The 15,606-nt window shown below is 71.7% G+C and carries 17 protein-coding genes; 9 read left to right on the forward strand and 8 right to left on the reverse strand.

Features of this window, described 5'->3' with window-relative positions:
* Positions 1 to 25 precede the first annotated feature (25 nt).
* From PGH47_RS28470 to PGH47_RS28480, 3 genes are all read right to left on the reverse strand, one after another.
* A complete protein-coding gene (locus PGH47_RS28470) occupies positions 26 to 1,186 on the reverse strand; it encodes an RNA polymerase sigma factor SigF (RefSeq protein ID WP_271665758.1) in 1,161 nt (386 codons plus the stop codon).
* Between the two features lie 17 nt (positions 1,187 to 1,203).
* Positions 1,204 to 1,617: an anti-sigma regulatory factor gene (locus PGH47_RS28475; protein WP_004925829.1), complete on the reverse strand. Its 414-nt coding sequence runs from the start codon at positions 1,615 to 1,617 to the stop codon at positions 1,204 to 1,206.
* A 270-nt stretch (positions 1,618 to 1,887) separates the two neighbouring features.
* The gene (locus tag PGH47_RS28480) at positions 1,888 to 2,148 is read right to left on the reverse strand and encodes a UBP-type zinc finger domain-containing protein (protein ID WP_030949271.1); all 261 of its coding nucleotides are present in this window, start codon (positions 2,146 to 2,148) and stop codon (positions 1,888 to 1,890) included.
* Between the two features lie 202 nt (positions 2,149 to 2,350).
* Between PGH47_RS28480 and PGH47_RS28485 the strand changes: the two genes are divergently transcribed.
* Complete coding sequence (locus PGH47_RS28485) at positions 2,351 to 3,946, forward strand: Na+/H+ antiporter (RefSeq protein WP_271665759.1); 1,596 nt, start codon at positions 2,351 to 2,353, stop codon at positions 3,944 to 3,946.
* A gap of 7 nt (positions 3,947 to 3,953) precedes the next feature.
* On the opposite strand, the gene PGH47_RS28490 is transcribed toward PGH47_RS28485, so the two are convergent.
* Complete coding sequence (locus PGH47_RS28490; protein ID WP_271665760.1) at positions 3,954 to 4,868, reverse strand: 1-aminocyclopropane-1-carboxylate deaminase/D-cysteine desulfhydrase; 915 nt, start codon at positions 4,866 to 4,868, stop codon at positions 3,954 to 3,956.
* 86 nt (positions 4,869 to 4,954) lie between these two features.
* Complete coding sequence (locus tag PGH47_RS28495) at positions 4,955 to 5,545, reverse strand: N-acetylmuramoyl-L-alanine amidase (RefSeq protein WP_271665761.1); 591 nt, start codon at positions 5,543 to 5,545, stop codon at positions 4,955 to 4,957.
* A 305-nt stretch (positions 5,546 to 5,850) separates the two neighbouring features.
* Here PGH47_RS28495 and PGH47_RS28500 point away from each other — a divergent pair, with 305 nt between their 5' ends.
* From PGH47_RS28500 to PGH47_RS28510, 3 genes are all read left to right on the forward strand, one after another.
* Positions 5,851 to 7,257 carry a family 2B encapsulin nanocompartment shell protein gene (locus PGH47_RS28500; protein WP_271665762.1) on the forward strand — a complete coding sequence of 469 codons (1,407 nt, stop codon included), beginning with the start codon at positions 5,851 to 5,853 and terminating at the stop codon, positions 7,255 to 7,257.
* Positions 7,258 to 7,410: 153 nt separating this feature from the next.
* Complete coding sequence (locus tag PGH47_RS28505; RefSeq protein WP_443048545.1) at positions 7,411 to 8,538, forward strand: family 2 encapsulin nanocompartment cargo protein polyprenyl transferase; 1,128 nt, start codon at positions 7,411 to 7,413, stop codon at positions 8,536 to 8,538.
* Positions 8,539 to 8,882: 344 nt separating this feature from the next.
* Positions 8,883 to 9,476 (forward strand): GNAT family N-acetyltransferase, encoded by a 594-nt coding sequence (locus PGH47_RS28510; protein ID WP_271665764.1) that lies wholly within the window; start codon positions 8,883 to 8,885, stop codon positions 9,474 to 9,476.
* 192 nt (positions 9,477 to 9,668) lie between these two features.
* Here PGH47_RS28510 and PGH47_RS28515 read toward each other — a convergent pair whose 3' ends face one another.
* Positions 9,669 to 10,259, reverse strand: a complete 591-nt coding sequence (locus tag PGH47_RS28515; RefSeq protein WP_125525512.1) for a TetR/AcrR family transcriptional regulator — start codon at positions 10,257 to 10,259, stop codon at positions 9,669 to 9,671.
* Between the two features lie 125 nt (positions 10,260 to 10,384).
* On the opposite strand from PGH47_RS28515, the gene PGH47_RS28520 reads away from it, so the two are divergent.
* The 5 genes from PGH47_RS28520 to PGH47_RS28540 all read left to right on the forward strand — a co-directional run bounded on the left by PGH47_RS28520 (position 10,385) and on the right by PGH47_RS28540 (position 13,331).
* Positions 10,385 to 10,969, forward strand: coding sequence for a dihydrofolate reductase family protein (locus PGH47_RS28520; protein WP_271665765.1), 585 nt, complete (start codon positions 10,385 to 10,387; stop codon positions 10,967 to 10,969).
* Between the two features lie 26 nt (positions 10,970 to 10,995).
* Positions 10,996 to 11,220, forward strand: coding sequence for a hypothetical protein (locus tag PGH47_RS28525; protein WP_269640618.1), 225 nt, complete (start codon positions 10,996 to 10,998; stop codon positions 11,218 to 11,220).
* A 94-nt stretch (positions 11,221 to 11,314) separates the two neighbouring features.
* Positions 11,315 to 11,731, forward strand: a complete 417-nt coding sequence (locus tag PGH47_RS28530; RefSeq protein ID WP_271665766.1) for a YciI family protein — start codon at positions 11,315 to 11,317, stop codon at positions 11,729 to 11,731.
* Between the two features lie 31 nt (positions 11,732 to 11,762).
* On the forward strand, positions 11,763 to 12,989 hold the full coding sequence (locus tag PGH47_RS28535) for an RNA polymerase sigma factor (protein WP_271665767.1): 1,227 nt from the start codon (positions 11,763 to 11,765) through the stop codon (positions 12,987 to 12,989).
* A 9-nt stretch (positions 12,990 to 12,998) separates the two neighbouring features.
* Positions 12,999 to 13,331: a DUF952 domain-containing protein gene (locus PGH47_RS28540; RefSeq protein ID WP_271665768.1), complete on the forward strand. Its 333-nt coding sequence runs from the start codon at positions 12,999 to 13,001 to the stop codon at positions 13,329 to 13,331.
* Between the two features lie 25 nt (positions 13,332 to 13,356).
* On the opposite strand, the gene PGH47_RS28545 is transcribed toward PGH47_RS28540, so the two are convergent.
* Entirely contained in the window at positions 13,357 to 14,106 is a 750-nt protein-coding gene (locus tag PGH47_RS28545; protein ID WP_271665769.1) for a VOC family protein, read from the reverse strand.
* Positions 14,107 to 14,126: 20 nt separating this feature from the next.
* Positions 14,127 to 15,599 carry a glycosyltransferase family 39 protein gene (locus tag PGH47_RS28550; RefSeq protein ID WP_271665770.1) on the reverse strand — a complete coding sequence of 491 codons (1,473 nt, stop codon included), beginning with the start codon at positions 15,597 to 15,599 and terminating at the stop codon, positions 14,127 to 14,129.
* Positions 15,600 to 15,606 lie beyond the last annotated feature (7 nt).

A 15,606-nucleotide genomic window follows, 5' to 3' on the forward strand; every position in this document is an offset into this window, starting at 1 on the left:
GACGGCCGCTGTTCCTCGGCGGCCGCTACTCCTCCACCAGCAGCTTCTCCCGCAGCTGTGCCAGGGTGCGGGCCAGCAGGCGGGAGACGTGCATCTGGGAGATGCCGACCTCCTGCGCGATCTGCGACTGGGTCATGTTGCCGAAGAAGCGCAGCAACAGGATCCGCTTCTCGCGCGGCGGGAGGTCCTCAAGGAGTGGCTTGAGGGACTCGCGGTACTCGACGCCCTCCAGCGCCTCGTCCTCCGCGCCCAGGGTGTCCGCGACCGCCGGGGACTCGTCGTCGGTGTCGGGGACGTCCAGGGACAGCGTGGAGTACGCGTTCGCGGACTCCAGGCCCTCCAGGACCTCCTCCTCCGAGATCGCCAGCTTCTCGGCGAGCTCGTGGACGGTCGGGGAGCGGCCGTGCTGCTGGGACAGCTCGGCGGTGGCCGTGGTGAGCGCGAGGCGCAGCTCCTGGAGGCGCCGCGGGACGCGCACCGCCCAGCCCTTGTCGCGGAAGTGGCGCTTGATCTCACCGACGACCGTCGGGGTCGCGTAGGTCGAGAACTCGACGCCGCGGTCGGGGTCGAAGCGGTCGACCGACTTGATCAGACCGATGGTGGCGACCTGGGTCAGGTCGTCCAGCGGCTCGCCGCGGTTGCGGAAGCGGCGTGCGAGGTGCTCGACGAGCGGCAGGTGCATACGGACCAGCCGGTTGCGCAGCTCCGCGTACTCCGGGCTGCCGTCCTGCAGCTTGCGCAGCTCGACGAACAGGGCGCGAGCCCCGCTGCGGTCCTGTGGGTCGTGCTGCGTGGCCTGCGCGCTGTGCGCGGCCGTCGCCTGCTGATCGGCGTCTCGCTGGTGCTCGCTCATCGTCCCGCCCGTCGCCCTCTCCCGAGCCCTCGCCTCCGTCCTCACTCTCGACTTCGGTCGAGCGGGAGGACCCCCGGGGACTGGGGAGACCCCGATTCGCCCGCCCAGAGGCGCGCCCTGCACAGCACCGTCGTCCCCCGGGCCGCCCTGGAGGCCGGTCACCACGGAGTCGTCCTCCGGGTGCGGCCGGGCCTGCTCGGGGATGCCGTCGATGCCGTCCGCCATGCGTCGGGAGACGCTCGGGCCGTCAGGGCCCGCTCCCGCACTCCCGGTCCCGCCCGAGCTGGGGGGAGTGTCCGGCAGCTCCCGTGTGCCGCGCTCTTCGTCCCGCACCGGCCCGTCCCCGTTCCTCACGCCGGCCCGGGTCCCGCGCCGCGCTGTTTGTAGAGGCTGATCGAAACGGTTTTGTCCTCGTCCACGGCGGAGGAGACCTTGCCCGCGAGGGCCGACAGCACGGTCCAGGCGAAGGTGTCCCTGGAGGGGGCGTGGCCGTCCGTGGTCGGGGCCGAGACGGTGACTTCGAGCGAGTCGTCGACGAGCCGGAAGACGCAACTGAGCACGGAGCCGGGCACGGCCTGCTGGAGCAGGATCGCGCAGGCCTCGTCCACCGCGATGCGCAGGTCCTCGATCTCGTCGAGGGTGAAGTCCAAGCGGGCGGCGAGGCCGGCGGTCGCCGTACGCAGCACCGACAGGTAGGCACCCGCGGCCGGCAGCCGGACTTCCACGAAGTCCTGGGTCGCGGGCTCGCCTGCGATCTGGGACACCCTCACCTCCAAGGTGGTACAAGCTTTTCGGGGCCGAGGGTCGCCCCCCGGGGTAACGCGATGTGTGGTTCAGCGGTGACGCTATCGCGCTCTGAACTTTCCTGTCCCCAGGACCCCAACCCCTTGCTGTCACTCATAGTAAACACACGGATACGCTCCGTGGCTAGGGGGTCTGCGGGCCCAATTGGGAAGAGCGCGCGCCGGTTTGACGTACCCAGACGTCAGAGGGTCGAACCGTCCGGATCCCCAGTCGTCCAGCGTACGTCGGTGTCACACCAGTACGTGGTCGACAAAGCACCAGCGCCATTCCTCGCCGGGCTCGAAGGTCCGCATGATCGGATGCCCGGACTCCTTGTGGTGCTCCGTGGCGTGCCGGCCCGGCGAGGAGTCGCAGCAGCCGACGTGACCGCAGGTGAGGCACAGCCGCAGCTGCACCGGGTGCCAGCCCTCCGCCAGGCACTCGGGACAGGTCTCGCCGAGCGGACCTGGTTCCGGGTGCGGCAGCGCGTCGGCGTGCGTGCACTGTTTCATGATTGCCAGGTTACGACGGCCACGCGCACACCCGCGCGGAAAATCGACGGCAGGCGGGCGGCGACGACGAGCGAGGACGGGCGAGGACCATGGACGGGCGCGTCGGCAGGGCCGCGCGCGGGCGCGGGTGTCGTGCCCTGTTGAGTGGTGGGCAGCGGCGCGGTGGCGCCGGTGACGGTGCGGGTGAGGGTGGGCGAGTCGTATGGATGTGATGCCGCTGCTGTTGCTGGTGGCCGGGAGTGCCGCCGTGGCCGCGGCCGCTCGGCGCTCGCCGGTGCCGGCGCCGCTGCTGCTGGTCGCGGCCGGGCTGGCCGTGTCGTACGTGCCGGGGGTGCCCGAGTACACCCTCGACCCGCACATCGTGCTGCCGCTGGTGCTGCCGCCGCTGCTGCACAGCGCGGCGACGGACAGCTCGTATCTCGATCTGCGGGCGCAGCTGCGGCCCGTGATGCTGCTGTCGGTCGGATACGTGCTCTTCGCGACCTTCGCCGTCGGCTGGGTGGTCTATCTCGTCATCCCGGAGCTGCCGCTGACCGCGGCACTGGTGCTGGGCGCGGTGGTGGCACCGCCGGACGCGGTCGCCGCGACCGCGGTCGCCCGCCGGGTGGGGCTGCCGTCCCGGATCACGACGATCCTCCAGGGCGAGTCCCTGGTGAACGACGCCACCGCGATCACCGCCTACCGGGTGGCCCTCGCGGCCGCCGTCGGGGAGGGCGCCACCTGGGCCGGCGGCATCGGGGAGTTCCTGCTCGCGGCGTTCGGCGGCATCGGCGTGGGGCTGGTGCTGATGGTGCCGATCCACTGGCTGCGCACCCATGTGAAGGAGGCGCTGCTCCAGAACACGCTCTCGCTGCTGATCCCGTTCGTCGCGTACGCCGCGGCCGAGCAGGTGCACGCCTCCGGAGTGCTGGCCGTCGTGGTCGTCGCGCTTTATCTGGGGCACCGCGCGTGGGAGGTCGACTTCGCCACACGGCTCCAGGAGGAGGCGGTGTGGAAGATGGTCGCCTTCGTGCTGGAGTCGGCGGTGTTCGCGCTGATCGGGTTGCAGCTGCCGGTGGTCCTCAAGGGCCTCGGCGAGTACGAGGGCACCCGCGCCGCCTGGTACGCGACCGCCGTCTTCCTCGTGGTCGTCGTCTCGCGGTTCGTGTGGGTGTATCCGGCGACGTTCCTGCCGCGCATGATGTCCGCGCGGATCCGGGAGCGTGAGGCGAATCCGACGTGGCGGGGCGCGTTCGTCATCGCCTGGGCCGGCATGCGAGGGGTCGTGTCGCTGGCGATCGCCTTCTCGATCCCGCTCACCGTGCACGGCGGCGAGGAGTTCCCCGAGCGCAACCTCATCCTGTTCCTGACCTTCACGACCGTCATCGGCACCCTGGTCGTCCAGGGCGTGACGCTGCCCCCGCTGATCCGCGTGCTGAAGCTGCCCGGCCGGGACTCGCAGGCCGAGACCCTCGCCGAGGCGAACGCCCAGGCACAGGCGTCCCGTATCGCCGAACAGCGTCTGGAGGAGCTCCTCTCCGACGAGCGCAACGCACTGCCCGAGCCATTGGCCGACCGGCTGCGAGCCGTCCTGGAACGCCGCCGCAACTCCGTCTGGGAACGCCTCGGCCAGGCCAACCCCATCACCGGCGAGTCCGTCGACGACACCTACCGCAGGCTCTCCCGCGACGTGATCGGTGCCGAACGCGCGGTCTTCGTGCGGCTGCGCGACGGTCGCTACATCGACGACGAGATGCTGCGCACGATGCTGCGCAGGCTTGACCTGGAGGAGGCGGCGGCCTACCGGGAGGCCGAGTGAGGGCCGGTCACGCGGGGAACGGCGATCCGGTCACGACCGCCGCGATCGCCGTCCCGCGCGGGAAGGCGCCCTCCTCGGCGAGCGCGACGAGTCCGTACAGCAACTTGGCGACATAGAGACCCTCGACGGGTACCGAATGCCGCTGTTCGAAGTCCTGCGCGAAGGCGTCCAGTTCGGGAGCCGTGCGGGCGTACCCCCCGAAGTGGAAGCGGTCGTCCAGCCGCCAGTCGCCCCGGGGCCCGCCGAACGCCTCGGCCTGCAAGCGCCGTACGTCGGCCTCCAGGAAGCCGCCCTTGAGGACGGGCACGCCCAGGGCGCGCTGACCGGGGTCGAGGCCGGCGGCCAGGCCGGCCAGTGTGCCGCCGGTGCCGCAGGCGACCGCGACCACGTCGGCCTGCCCGCGCAGCTCCTCGCCGAGCGCCCGGCACCCCCGCGCGGCAAGGGCGTTGCTGCCGCCCTCCGGGACGACGTACGCGCCCTCGGCGTCGGCCGCGTGCAGGACGGCGGCCAGAGTGCTGGGCTCGGTCTTGTGGCGGTAGGTCGATCTGTCGACGAAGTGCAGCCGCATGCCGTCGGCCACGCACCGGGCCAATGACGTATTGAGGGGGCGATCGGCCAGCTCCTGGCCGCGCACCACCCCGACCGTGGGCAGAGCCAGAAGGCGGCCCGCGGCAGCGGTGGCGCGCAGATGGTTGGAGTAGGCGCCGCCGAAGGTGAGGACGGTGCGACCGGCGGCGGCTTCGAGGTTCGGCGCGAGCTTGCGCCACTTGTTGCCGATCAGCTCCGGATGGATCAGGTCGTCCCGCTTGAGCAGCAGACGCAGGCCGCGGCGGGCGAAACGCTCGTCCTCCGGCTCCTGCAAGGGAGAGGGGAGCCGGGGGCGGAGGGTGGTGAGGTCGGGCGTGGTGTCGGGGCTGGGCACCTGTTCATTGTCGCGCGCACGCCGCCCTTGCCCTGCTTCGGGCGCACGCCGTGATCACCCTGCTCCTAACGCACGCCGATGGAGCCCTACCCCAGCCGCTCGCCGATCCGCGCGCGCATCGAGGCCATCGTGAACCCGCGCGGATCCACCTTCCCGGGCTGCCATTCCAGATGGCCGATCACCGAACGTTCCGTCCAGCCGTGATGGCGGCAGATGGCCGCCGACACACGCTCGATCGCCTCCAGCTGGACCGCGGGCCAGGGATCGTTTCCGTCGCCCAGGTTCTCGCACTCGAAGCCGTAGAAGTGGCGGTTGCCGTCGGTGTTGGCCTCGTTGTCGGGCGGCAGGGCCGTCTCCGCGATGACCGCGCGCAGCACGTCGTCGTCGCCGAGACCGGCGTGGTTGGCGCGGCCGTAGCCGACCAGGTGGACCCTGCCGTCCTTGGTGATGACGCCGTGGCAGAGGGGGCCCGGCAGCCCCTCGTAGCCGTTGCGGCAGAGCTCCACCGTCTGTGCGCTGCCCCTGGTCACCGTGTGGTGGATCATCACGCCGTGGACGGGGCCCCACGGGCCCACGTGATTGCGGTTGTGGTGCTCCCAGTCGCCGACCTCGACGACGGTCGCACCCTCTGTACGAAGTCTCTCCAGGAACCTGCTCGCGGACATGGGTGTGGCCATGGCCGCTCCCTTCGTGCCGTGGCGTCGGCCGCCGTGCGCGGCCGCCTCGTACCCGTGCTGTACCGAAAACGGGCAGACGGGACTCCTCGTGTCGCACGGTGTGCGAGCGGTTTTGGACAGTTGCAGACGGGACCATCAGGGACCATCAGTGGACAAGGTCCCTCTATTTGCCCAGTGGTCAGTGATCCATTCCCGCTCTTTCGTGTAATAGCACCGGCACGCTCTGTGATGAAAGGCTCGGTGCCGCACATGGCGATGCGTGGCGTCAGATCGGCGTCGGCGCATGACCGGGAGGGCAATTCCTTATGTCGGTAGGCGAAGAGGTCCGCACTGAGCAGGGCAAGCCGCAGCAGAGTCTCGGCACGGCGGCCGCGCGGAACCTGGCCACCACCACCAAGTCCGCGCCGCAGATGCAGGAGATCAGTTCCCGCTGGCTGCTGCGCATGCTGCCCTGGGTGAACGTCCAGGGCGGCACGTACCGGGTGAACCGGCGTCTGACCTACGCCGTCGGCGACGGCCGCGTCACCTTCGTCAAGACCGGTGATCGCGTCGATGTCATCCCGGCCGAGCTGTGCGAGCTGCCGGCGCTGCGGTCGTACGAGGACGAGGAGGTGCTCTCCGAGCTCGCCCAGCGCTGCCAGCAGCGGGAGTTCACGGCGGGTTCCGTGATCGCCTCGTTCGGCAGTCAGGCCGACGAGGTGCTCCTGATCGCGCACGGCAGGGTGGAGAAGCTCGGCACCGGCCCCTACGGGGAGGACGAGTCCCTCGGAGTCCTCGCCGACGGCGCCTACCTCGGCGATCAGGCCCTCCTCGACGCCGACGCCATTTGGGAGTACTCCGTCCGCGCGGTCACCGCCTGCACGGTGCTCGTGCTGCCCCGCCAGGACGTGGAACGGGTCGCGGAGCGCGCCGACTCGCTGCGCGAGCACCTCGAACAGCTCCGGGCGATCCCGGAGCAGCGCACCAACAAGTACGGCGAGCGGGAGATCGACCTCGCGGCCGGCCACAGCGGCGAGCCCGACATCCCGCACACCTTCGTCGACTACGAGGCCAGGCCCCGTGAGTACGAACTGAGCGTCGCCCAGACCGTGCTGCGCATCCACTCGCGCGTGGCCGACCTCTACAACCAGCCGATGAACCAGACCGAGCAGCAGCTCCGGCTGACCGTGGAGGCCCTGAAGGAGCGCCAGGAGCACGAGCTCATCAACAACCGCGAGTTCGGGCTGCTCAACAACTGCGAGTACGACCAGCGGCTCCAGCCGCACGACGGTGTGCCCAGCCCCGACGACATGGACGAACTGCTGTGCCGGCGCCGCGGCACCAAGCTGTTCCTCGCCCACCCGCGCGCGATCTCCGCGTTCGGGCGTGAGCTCAACAAGCGCGGACTGGTGCCCGAGACCATCGAGATGGCCGGCAACCGCATCCCCACCTGGCGCGGTGTGCCGATCTTCCCGTGCAACAAGATCCCGGTCACCGACGCACGTACGACCTCGATCATCGCCATGCGCACGGGCGAGTCGGAGCAGGGCGTCATCGGCCTCCAGCAGTCCGGCATCCCGGACGAGATCGAGCCGAGCCTGTCGTGCCGGTTCATGGGCATCAACGAACAGGCCATCATCAAGTACCTGGTCACGGCGTACTACTCGGCCGCGGTCCTGGTACCGGACGCCCTCGGTGTGCTGGAGAACGTCGAGATCGGGCGCTGGCGGTGACCATTCACGCCCGGCGCCGCCCCGCCCGGACACTCGTCGGAGCGGTGCCGTGTCCCGGGTCCCCGGCGTGGGTAGACCCTCGGGGTAGGCGCCCAGCCGTAGCGGAAGTGCCACTGTCCGCCGACTCTCCGAGGCGATGCCATGGGTGAGTTCATGACGGAGACGCAGCAACGCCCCCCGGGGGCGCGGCCGTCCATCGAGACGCTCGAGAGGCGGGGGCCCATCGCGACCGACGGGGACGGCACACCGGGTCTGCTCGACGGTCCCGAGGCGGCGGTGATCCTGGAGCGTGCGCGGGCCGCGGTCGATCCCGAACTGCGTGCCGCCATCGAGTCGTTGCCGCCGTCCATGCGCCGGATCGCGCTCTACCACTTCGGCTGGGTGCAACCGGACGGCAGCCCCGCGGCGGGCAACGCGGGCAAGGCGATCCGTCCCGCCCTCGTCCTCACGGCGGCCGCCGCGCTCGGCGGACCGGGGGCGCGGGCGGCGGCCGTGCCGGTGGCGGTCGCGGTGGAGCTGGTGCACAACTTCACGCTGCTGCACGACGACGTGATGGACCAGGACGCCACCCGCAGGCACCGGCCCACCGCCTGGGCCGTGTTCGGCCAGGCCGACGCGATCCTCGCCGGGGACGCCCTCCAGGCGCTGGCCCTGCGGCTGCTCGCCGAGGATCCGCACCCGGCGTCCGCCGCCGCGGCGGCCCGGCTCGCGGACTGTGTCGTCGAGCTGTGCGCCGGACAGCACGCCGACACGGCGCTGGAGCGGCGCGGCCCGGCCGAGGTGGGCCTCGAAGAGGTGCTCGCCATGGCCGAGGCCAAGACCGGTGCGCTGCTGGGGTGCGCCTGTGCCGTCGGCGGACTGTACGCGGGCGCGGCACCGGAGGACGTGGCGGCGCTGGACGCGTTCGGCCGTGAGGCCGGGCTCGCCTTCCAGCTCATCGACGACGTGATCGGTATATGGGGCGACCCGAGCCACACCGGGAAGCCGGCCGGTGCGGATCTCGCCGCCCGCAAGAAATCCCTGCCGGTGGTCGCCGCGCTGACCTCCGGCGGTCCGGCCGCGGCGGAGCTCGCCGAGCTGTACGAGCTGCCGTACGACAAGGAGGACCTGCATCGCACGGCGCTCGCGGTGGAGCGGGCGGGCGGCCGTGACTGGGCACAGGCCCAGGCCGCCGACCGGATGGCCCGGGCCATGCAGGAGCTGGCCCGCGCCGTGCCGGACCCGGAGGACGCGGGAGGGCTGCTGGCACTGGCCGAGTTCGTGACACGACGCAGCAACTGAGGGCTGCGGTGGCCGCCCACCGTGCGAGAACGGCGGGCGACGGCCGTACCCCGTGACACCGCGGCGGTCGACGACCGCGCTCGTCGAGGGCGCGGAAGCCGGCGGTCGCAGCGACTCCGGAGCACCGGGGCCGTACGGTTCCTGACCCCGTACGGCCGTCCGGCGGCTTCGGACCGGCGGGTCCCGCACATCCCCACGGTGTGCGGGGCCCGTTCTTTCGTACCGACGCGCGGCCGGATCTCGCCGGGGCGGCCGGATCTCGTCAAAATGCCGCCCCGGACGCCGTGTTCCCACCGTTCGCCCTACGATCAAGGCCGGTTGAGACGAAGGGGCGGGTACACATCATGGGCGTCGCGATCCGGTCGGCGGGCGAGGAGGACCGGGAGCTGGTCGTACGGCTGCTGGACGCGGCCTTCCAGGACGACCCGGTCAGCGGCTGGGTGTTCCCGGGTGACGAGCACCGCCGCACCACGCACCCCAGACTGATGGCGGCCTTCACCGACATCGTCCTCGCCCACGGCCGGATAGACGTCACCGAGGACGGTACGGCGTGCGCGTTGTGGATGTCGGTGCCCGCCGAGGCGCACGGGCAGGACGACGAAGGTCCGGTCCAGCTGCGCGAGGCGGTCGATCCGGCCAACGAGCGCGTCGAGCAGATAGGCCGGCTGACGGCCGCCATCCACCCGGAGGGCGAGGCCCACGAGTACCTGTGGATGATCGGCACCGCGCCCGAGCGGCAGGGCGAGGGGCTCGGCACCGCGCTCATCACGGCCGTCCTCGACCGCTGCGACCAGGAGGGCGTGGCCGCCTACCTGGAGGCGTCCAGCGCGCGCAGCCGGCACCTGTACGAGCGGCTCGGCTTCGCGCTCAAGGGCAGCCCCCTCGACCTCCCGGACGGCCCGCAGATGTGGCCGATGTGGCGCGAGCCGCGCGGCTGACCGGCCGTCACCCGTGGTCCCGCGCGGCTGACCGGCCGTCACCTGTGGTCCCGCGCGGCTGACCGGCCGTCACCTGTGGTCCCGCGCGGCTGACCGGCCGTCACTCGCGGTCCCGCGCGGCCGACCGACCGTCACTAGTGAGCCCGCGCGGCCGACCGGCCACCACCGTCGTCATCGCCGTGCCCGCCGCCGCTACTTCTCCGGCACGATCGTCTCGGCGATCCGCTCCACCAGCCCGTCCGGCACGCCCACTCCTGGCAGTACGCCCTCCAGCACGTCCGGCAGGGTCAGATGCTCCAGGAGCAGTCCGAGCATCGCGAGGTACAGGACGGTGACGACCTCGTCGCCGCCGGGCAGCCCGGCGCCGCGATGGAACTCGATGGCCTCGTCGAGGTCGCCGCGCACCGACTTGGTGAAGGAGGAGCGCAGCTCGGGGTGGCGGGAGGCCTCCAGCCGCATCTCCAGCATCGCCAGATAGCCCGTGCGGTCGCGGGTCGCGCGGGCCATCAGGTCATGCATGAAGGCGGTGACCAGGGAGCGGTCCTTGGGCCGGGCCAGCAGCCCGGCGATCACGTCCGGGTCGGGCGCGAGCCGCACATGCAGCCGGGTGTCGATCTGCCGGAGCAGGTCGTCGCGCCCGGTGAAGTAGTTGGAGGCGGTGCCGACCGGCACCCCCGCCTCGGCGTCCACCGCGCGGAACGTCAGCCCGCGCGCCCCCTGACGAGCGAGCACCTCGACGCCCGCGTCGACCAGAGCGGCCCGGCGTTCCGGATTGCCCGCCATTCGGAATCCCCTCTCTCACTTCAAGCCGTTCCAGGAAAAGCCCTTGCAACCACTACAGGCGAAGTACTACAACTGAAGCACTACAACCGAAGTGGTTGTGGGACACCCTACGAAAAGAGACCGGTTTGCGAAAGCTCACCTACTTCATCGCCTGCTCGATCGACGGCTTCATCGGGGACCCGAGCGGCGACGCGACATCGATGTACCGCTTCGTCGACGAGGAGTTCCTGGAGTTCCTCAAGACGGACCACCCGGAGACCGTGTCGACCCCCGGCCGGCGCGCCCTCGGCTTCGACGACCTGCCCAACCGGCGGTTCGACACGGTCATCCAGGGCCGCAGCAGCTACGACCTGGCCCTCAAGGAAGGCGTCACCAGCCCCTACGCCCATCTGCGCCAGTACGTCGCCTCGCGCACCCTGACCGAGTCGCCCGACCCGCAGGTCGAGATCGTCGCCGACGACGTGGTCGGCAAGGTCCGCGAGCTGAAGGCGGAGGACGGCGAGTTGGGCATCTACCTGTGCGGCGGCTCGCAGCTCGCCGGCGTGCTGTTCGACGAGATCGACGAACTCGTCATCAAGACCTACCCCATCGTCTACGGCAGCGGCATGCCGATGTTCGGCTCGGACTTCGCCGTCACGGAGTTCGTCCACGAGGAGGTGCGCGCATTCGGCAACGGAGCCGTGGTTCGTACGTACAGCAGGAAGCGCTGAGCCCTGACCCGCCCTACTCTGAGGACATGGGCAGCCAAGAGCACGTCTGTCCCGACTGCGGACAGCCCGTCGACACGGTCGTCAAGCGCCACAAGACACTGGGCGCCTGGGTCCCCACCTGGGTGGGCGGCCCGTGCCGGAATCCCGATTGCGCCACCTACGTCGACGAAGGCGCCGCCGAGCACGAGGAGCGGCACGGGCCCGACGAGGAGCCCGAGCAGCCCGGAACGGCCGCCGCGAAAAATTCCTGAACCCCATGTCGAGAATCCCGGCCCGGCTCCGACGTCCCCTGTGAGAGCCGCCCCCGAGGGTGGCCCGAGCCGACGCAAGCGAAGGAGCGGACTGATGAAGTACCTGGTCATGGTGCAGGGCACGCAGGCGGACTACGAGGCGATGCAGGGCAAGGGGTCCGAGGGGTCCGTGGCCTGGAGCCAGGAGGACATCCAGGCGATGTTCGCCCATATGGGCGCCATCAACGACGACCTCGCCGAGAGCGGCGAGATGATCGACGCACAGGGACTGGTCGAGCCCGCGAAGACGCGGCACGTCACCCTGGGCGACGACGGCAAGTCGGTGATCACCGACGGACCGTACAGCGAGACCAAGGAGCTGCTGGCCGGCTACTGGGTGCTGGACTGCGCGAGCCTGGAGCGGGTCACCGAGATCGCCGAACGCGTCCTGCAGTGCCCCCAGCCCGCCGGGGCCCCCGTGTACCCGGTGGTGATCCGGCCCATCGGCGAGGCCCCGGCCGACATCGGCTGAGCCGTACGACAAGTCGCACACCGAGCCGTACATGAGCGTCACACCCGAGACCGAGGACCTGCTGCGCCGGCACGCGCCGCAGGTCCTCGGCGCGCTGGTGCGCCGGTACGGCCACTTCGACTTCGCCGAGGACGCCGTACAGGAAGCACTGCTCGCGGCGGCCGAGCAGTGGCCGCGCACCGGTGTGCCGGACAATCCGCGCGGCTGGCTGATCAGGGTCGGTTCCCGTCGGCTGACCGACGCCCTGCGTGCGGAGGAGGCGCGCCGGGCCCGGGAGGAGAAGGCCGCGGCGCTCGCTCCGCGGGACGCCTTCACGGCCCCGCCACCCGGGGCGGACCGCGCGCCCCGCGAGGACGACACCCTCACGCTGCTCTTCCTCAGCTGCCATCCGGACCTCACCCCGCCCGCGCAGATCGCCCTCACCCTCCGCGCGGTCGGCGGTCTGACCACGGCGGAGATCGCCCGCGCGTATCTGGTGCCCGAGGCGACGATGGCCCAGCGCATCAGCCGGGCCAAGCAGAAGGTCCGCGGGGTGCGCTTCGGGCGCCCCGACAACTGGGAGAACCGGCTGCCCGCGGTCCTCCAGACCCTGTACCTGATCTTCAACGAGGGCTATACGGCCACCTCGGGCACGAGCCTGACGCGGCGCGAGCTCGCCGGTGAGGCGATCCGGCTGACGCGCGAGGTGCAACGGCTGCTGCCCGACCACGGCGAAGTGGCCGGTCTGCTCGCCCTGATGCTGCTCACCGACGCCCGCCGCGAGGCGCGCACCGGCCCCTACGGCGAGCTCGTCCCGCTCGACGAACAGGACCGCGACCGCTGGGACAAGGCCGCGATCGACGAGGGCGTCGACCTGGTCACGCGGGCCCTGACCCGGGGGCCCGCCGGCCCGTACCAACTGCGTGCCGCCATCGCCGCCGTGCACGACGAGGCGCCGTCCGCGCAGGAGACCGACTGGGAGGAGATCCTCGGTCTCTACGACGTCCTGGTGCGCATCCTCCCCGGGCCGGTCGAGCGCCTCAACCGCGCGGTCGCCGTCGCCATGGTCCGCGGACCGCGTGCCGGGCTGGCCGAACTGGCGTCGCTGGAGGACGAGCTGGGTGCCGGGCATCGCCTGGACGCGGTCCGCGGGCATCTGCTGGAGCGGGCCGGCGCCCATGACGAGGCGCGCGCCGCCTACGAGGCCGCGGCCGCGAAGACGCTGAGCCTGCCCGAACAGCGCTATCTGCATGCGCGGGCGGCACGGCTGAGGCCGTAACCTCACGCCATGCCCGAAGACACCCACATCCTCCACATCACCGAACGCTCCCTGTGGGAGGCGGCCCGCGAGCGCGGCACGTACGAGATGTCGACCCGCGGCCGATCCCTGAAGGACGAGGGCTTCATCCACTGCTCCACCCGCGCCCAGCTTCCGTCCGTCGCCGCCTTCCTGTACGGCTCCTACGACGGCCCCGACGACCTCGTCGTGCTGGTCGTCGACCCGGCCCGGCTGGACGCACCACTGCGATACGAGGCACCGAAGCCCGGCGGCGAGGAGTTCCCGCACGTGTACGGGCCGATTCCGGTGGCGGCGGTGGTGGATGTGGAGGTGTGGCGGTAACGGAGCGGGCGGTCGCTCGGCTCTGTCAGGACGCGTCGGCGCGGGGCAGTCCGCCCGTTTCCGGGTCGCGGGCCGTCAGACAGTACGTGGCGCCCGTCGGGTCGTGCATCACCGTCCAGTGGGGGCCCTGGGTGATGAACGTCGCGCCGAGTCCCTCGTGGCGGGTGCGGGTGGTCGGGATGTCCGCGCAGGCCAGGTCCAGGTGGGCGGATGCCGGTCGGTCCTCGTCGAGGCGTTGGAGCAGGATACGGATCGGGAGTCCGGTCGGTGGCCGCAGTACGTGGAACTCGGGGCGGGAGCCGGGTGTCGACGCCCAGTCGGGCAACAGGCCGCTCCAGAAGGTGACTTCGGTTCCGTGGGCGGACGGCGGCACGTCCAGGCAGACCTGGTCGAGCCGGTTGCCGCGCACCACGGGCGGCCGTACCGACTCCCCGTACCAGGGCACCGCGCAGAACAACTGCCCGGCGGGGGACCGCAGTACGGCCCAGTCCTCGTGGTCGGCCACGAGGGCGGCGCCCTGTGCGAGCGCCGACTTCACGAAACGCCGTACGTCGTCCACGGCGAAGTCGAGATGCGCGCCGCCCGGACCCGAGTCGACGCCCTGCACCTTCAGGCAGGGGTCCGCCCGGCCGCCGGGCAGCAGGGTCGCGAACTCGCCCTGATCACCACGGAGTTCCGACAGCTCGGTGTCCGTCACGGCGGTCCAGAACGCCTGCGCCCGCCCGAGGTCCGCGGCGGGGCGGTCGATGAACGCGTAGGTCCAGCGGATGCTCATGGAGTGATCGTAGAACCCGCTCAGGTGTTCTCCGGCGGCCCGATCCGCTCGTACACCGTCACCCGCCGGCCCCGGACCCGCACGTCCGCGACGACCTTGAAGTGCTTCTTCAGTACGGCGGTCTTCGCCTTGTCGCGCTCGGCCGTCACCGCCCGTGCCACCTCGGGCACGTCGGTGACCAGCAGGATCCGCCGCTGGGCCAGCATCGCGGCCCGGATGCGCGCGGGGTCCGCCTCCTCGCCCTTCAGCGTCCCCGAGGCCACCGGGCCGCGTACGAGCGCCACGTCCCGCAGGCCCGCGAAGGCCTCGGGGGAGACCAGGGCGGTGTCGCGCCGGGCCGCCGGTACAAAGACCACCGCGTCGCCGGTCTCCTTCAGCCGCCGTACGTCCGTCGCGACGGCCAGGACGTCGTCCACCCGGCTGTCCGGGGAGCGCTTGGCCAGCGACTGCGGCAGCAGCGCCACGAACGCGACGGCGACCACGACCGGGACGAGCCATGCGGAGGCGCGCGGATGGCGGGGCCCGGCCGCCCGGGTCGCCGTGCCCAGCGCCGTGCCGATCAGCAGGGCCAGGCCCAGCATGCTGAACAGGATGTAGCGGTCCAGGAAGAGCGGCCGGACCAGGGAGAGCCCGAGCAGGCCGAGCTGCGGCACCGCCAGCAGCGGCAGCCCGACGGCCGCGACCGACAGCCGCCCGGTGTGCGGCCGGTCCAGCAGGGCCCCCAGCCCGCCGATCGCCAGCAGGACCGCCGGGCCGATCAGCATGTGCCAGGTCAACGGGGGGATCCAGGAGACCTGTTCGGACTGGCGCCGGCTGAACAGGATCAGCGGCAGCACCGCCGCGACGGCCAGGGCCGATGCCACCGCCCAGCCTGTCCACGTCCGTCGCCGGGCCCGCGTCCACACCAGCGTCGCCAGGTGCGCGGGCAGGATCAGCAGCGACAGCCAGTTCAGCAGCCCGCACACCGCGACCGTCCCGGCGTACCCGAGCCAGTGCACGGCACGGCCGCGTCCCTGGAGGACGGTCACCAGCAGCAGCGTCGAGAACCCGGCGCCCGCCGCGACCAGCGCGTACGGGCGTCCTTCCTGGAGATGGAACTGCACGGCCGGCAGCAGTCCGAGCGCCAGCCCGGCCGCGAGGCCCGCCCGGATCCCGGCCAGTCGGCGGCCGATCTCGGCCACGCAGACAGCCGCGACCGCCATACCCAGGACGGAGGGCAGACGCAGCGCGGTGGTGCCGGGGCCGAAGCACTCGAAGACGGCGTGCATCAGCAGGTAGTAGAGGCCGTGCACCGCGTCGACCTGCGCGAGCATCTGCCAGATGTCCCCGGTGGACCGCCGCGCGACCTGCCAGGTGGCGGCCTCGTCACGCCACACGCTGTGCTGCCGGGACAGACCCCACAGACCGAGGGCGAGGGTCCACAGGAACGGGACCAGCCGGAGGGGAGCCCTGCCGAGCAGGCGGGAATTCGCGCGTATCGGGGCCGAGTTCAAGCGGGCG

Source organism: Streptomyces sp. HUAS 31 (genome assembly GCF_028198125.1).
Lineage (GTDB): Bacteria > Actinomycetota > Actinomycetes > Streptomycetales > Streptomycetaceae > Streptomyces > Streptomyces chartreusis.

What these genes read in the sequence shown, in the direction of transcription:
- PGH47_RS28505 (WP_443048545.1), top strand. Translation starts at nt 7,411, where the DNA reads ATGACGGAGACGCAGCAACGCCCCCCGGGGGCGCGGCCGTCCATCGAG.
- PGH47_RS28500 (WP_271665762.1), top strand. Translation starts at nt 5,851, where the DNA reads ATGTCGGTAGGCGAAGAGGTCCGCACTGAGCAGGGCAAGCCGCAGCAG.
- PGH47_RS28480 (WP_030949271.1), bottom strand. Translation starts at nt 2,148, where the DNA reads ATGAAACAGTGCACGCACGCCGACGCGCTGCCGCACCCGGAACCAGGT.
- PGH47_RS28540 (WP_271665768.1), top strand. Translation starts at nt 12,999, where the DNA reads ATGCCCGAAGACACCCACATCCTCCACATCACCGAACGCTCCCTGTGG.
- PGH47_RS28530 (WP_271665766.1), top strand. Translation starts at nt 11,315, where the DNA reads ATGAAGTACCTGGTCATGGTGCAGGGCACGCAGGCGGACTACGAGGCG.
- PGH47_RS28525 (WP_269640618.1), top strand. Translation starts at nt 10,996, where the DNA reads ATGGGCAGCCAAGAGCACGTCTGTCCCGACTGCGGACAGCCCGTCGAC.
- PGH47_RS28535 (WP_271665767.1), top strand. Translation starts at nt 11,763, where the DNA reads ATGAGCGTCACACCCGAGACCGAGGACCTGCTGCGCCGGCACGCGCCG.
- PGH47_RS28485 (WP_271665759.1), top strand. Translation starts at nt 2,351, where the DNA reads ATGGATGTGATGCCGCTGCTGTTGCTGGTGGCCGGGAGTGCCGCCGTG.
- PGH47_RS28545 (WP_271665769.1), bottom strand. Translation starts at nt 14,106, where the DNA reads ATGAGCATCCGCTGGACCTACGCGTTCATCGACCGCCCCGCCGCGGAC.
- PGH47_RS28515 (WP_125525512.1), bottom strand. Translation starts at nt 10,259, where the DNA reads ATGGCGGGCAATCCGGAACGCCGGGCCGCTCTGGTCGACGCGGGCGTC.
- PGH47_RS28495 (WP_271665761.1), bottom strand. Translation starts at nt 5,545, where the DNA reads ATGGCCACACCCATGTCCGCGAGCAGGTTCCTGGAGAGACTTCGTACA.
- PGH47_RS28510 (WP_271665764.1), top strand. Translation starts at nt 8,883, where the DNA reads ATGGGCGTCGCGATCCGGTCGGCGGGCGAGGAGGACCGGGAGCTGGTC.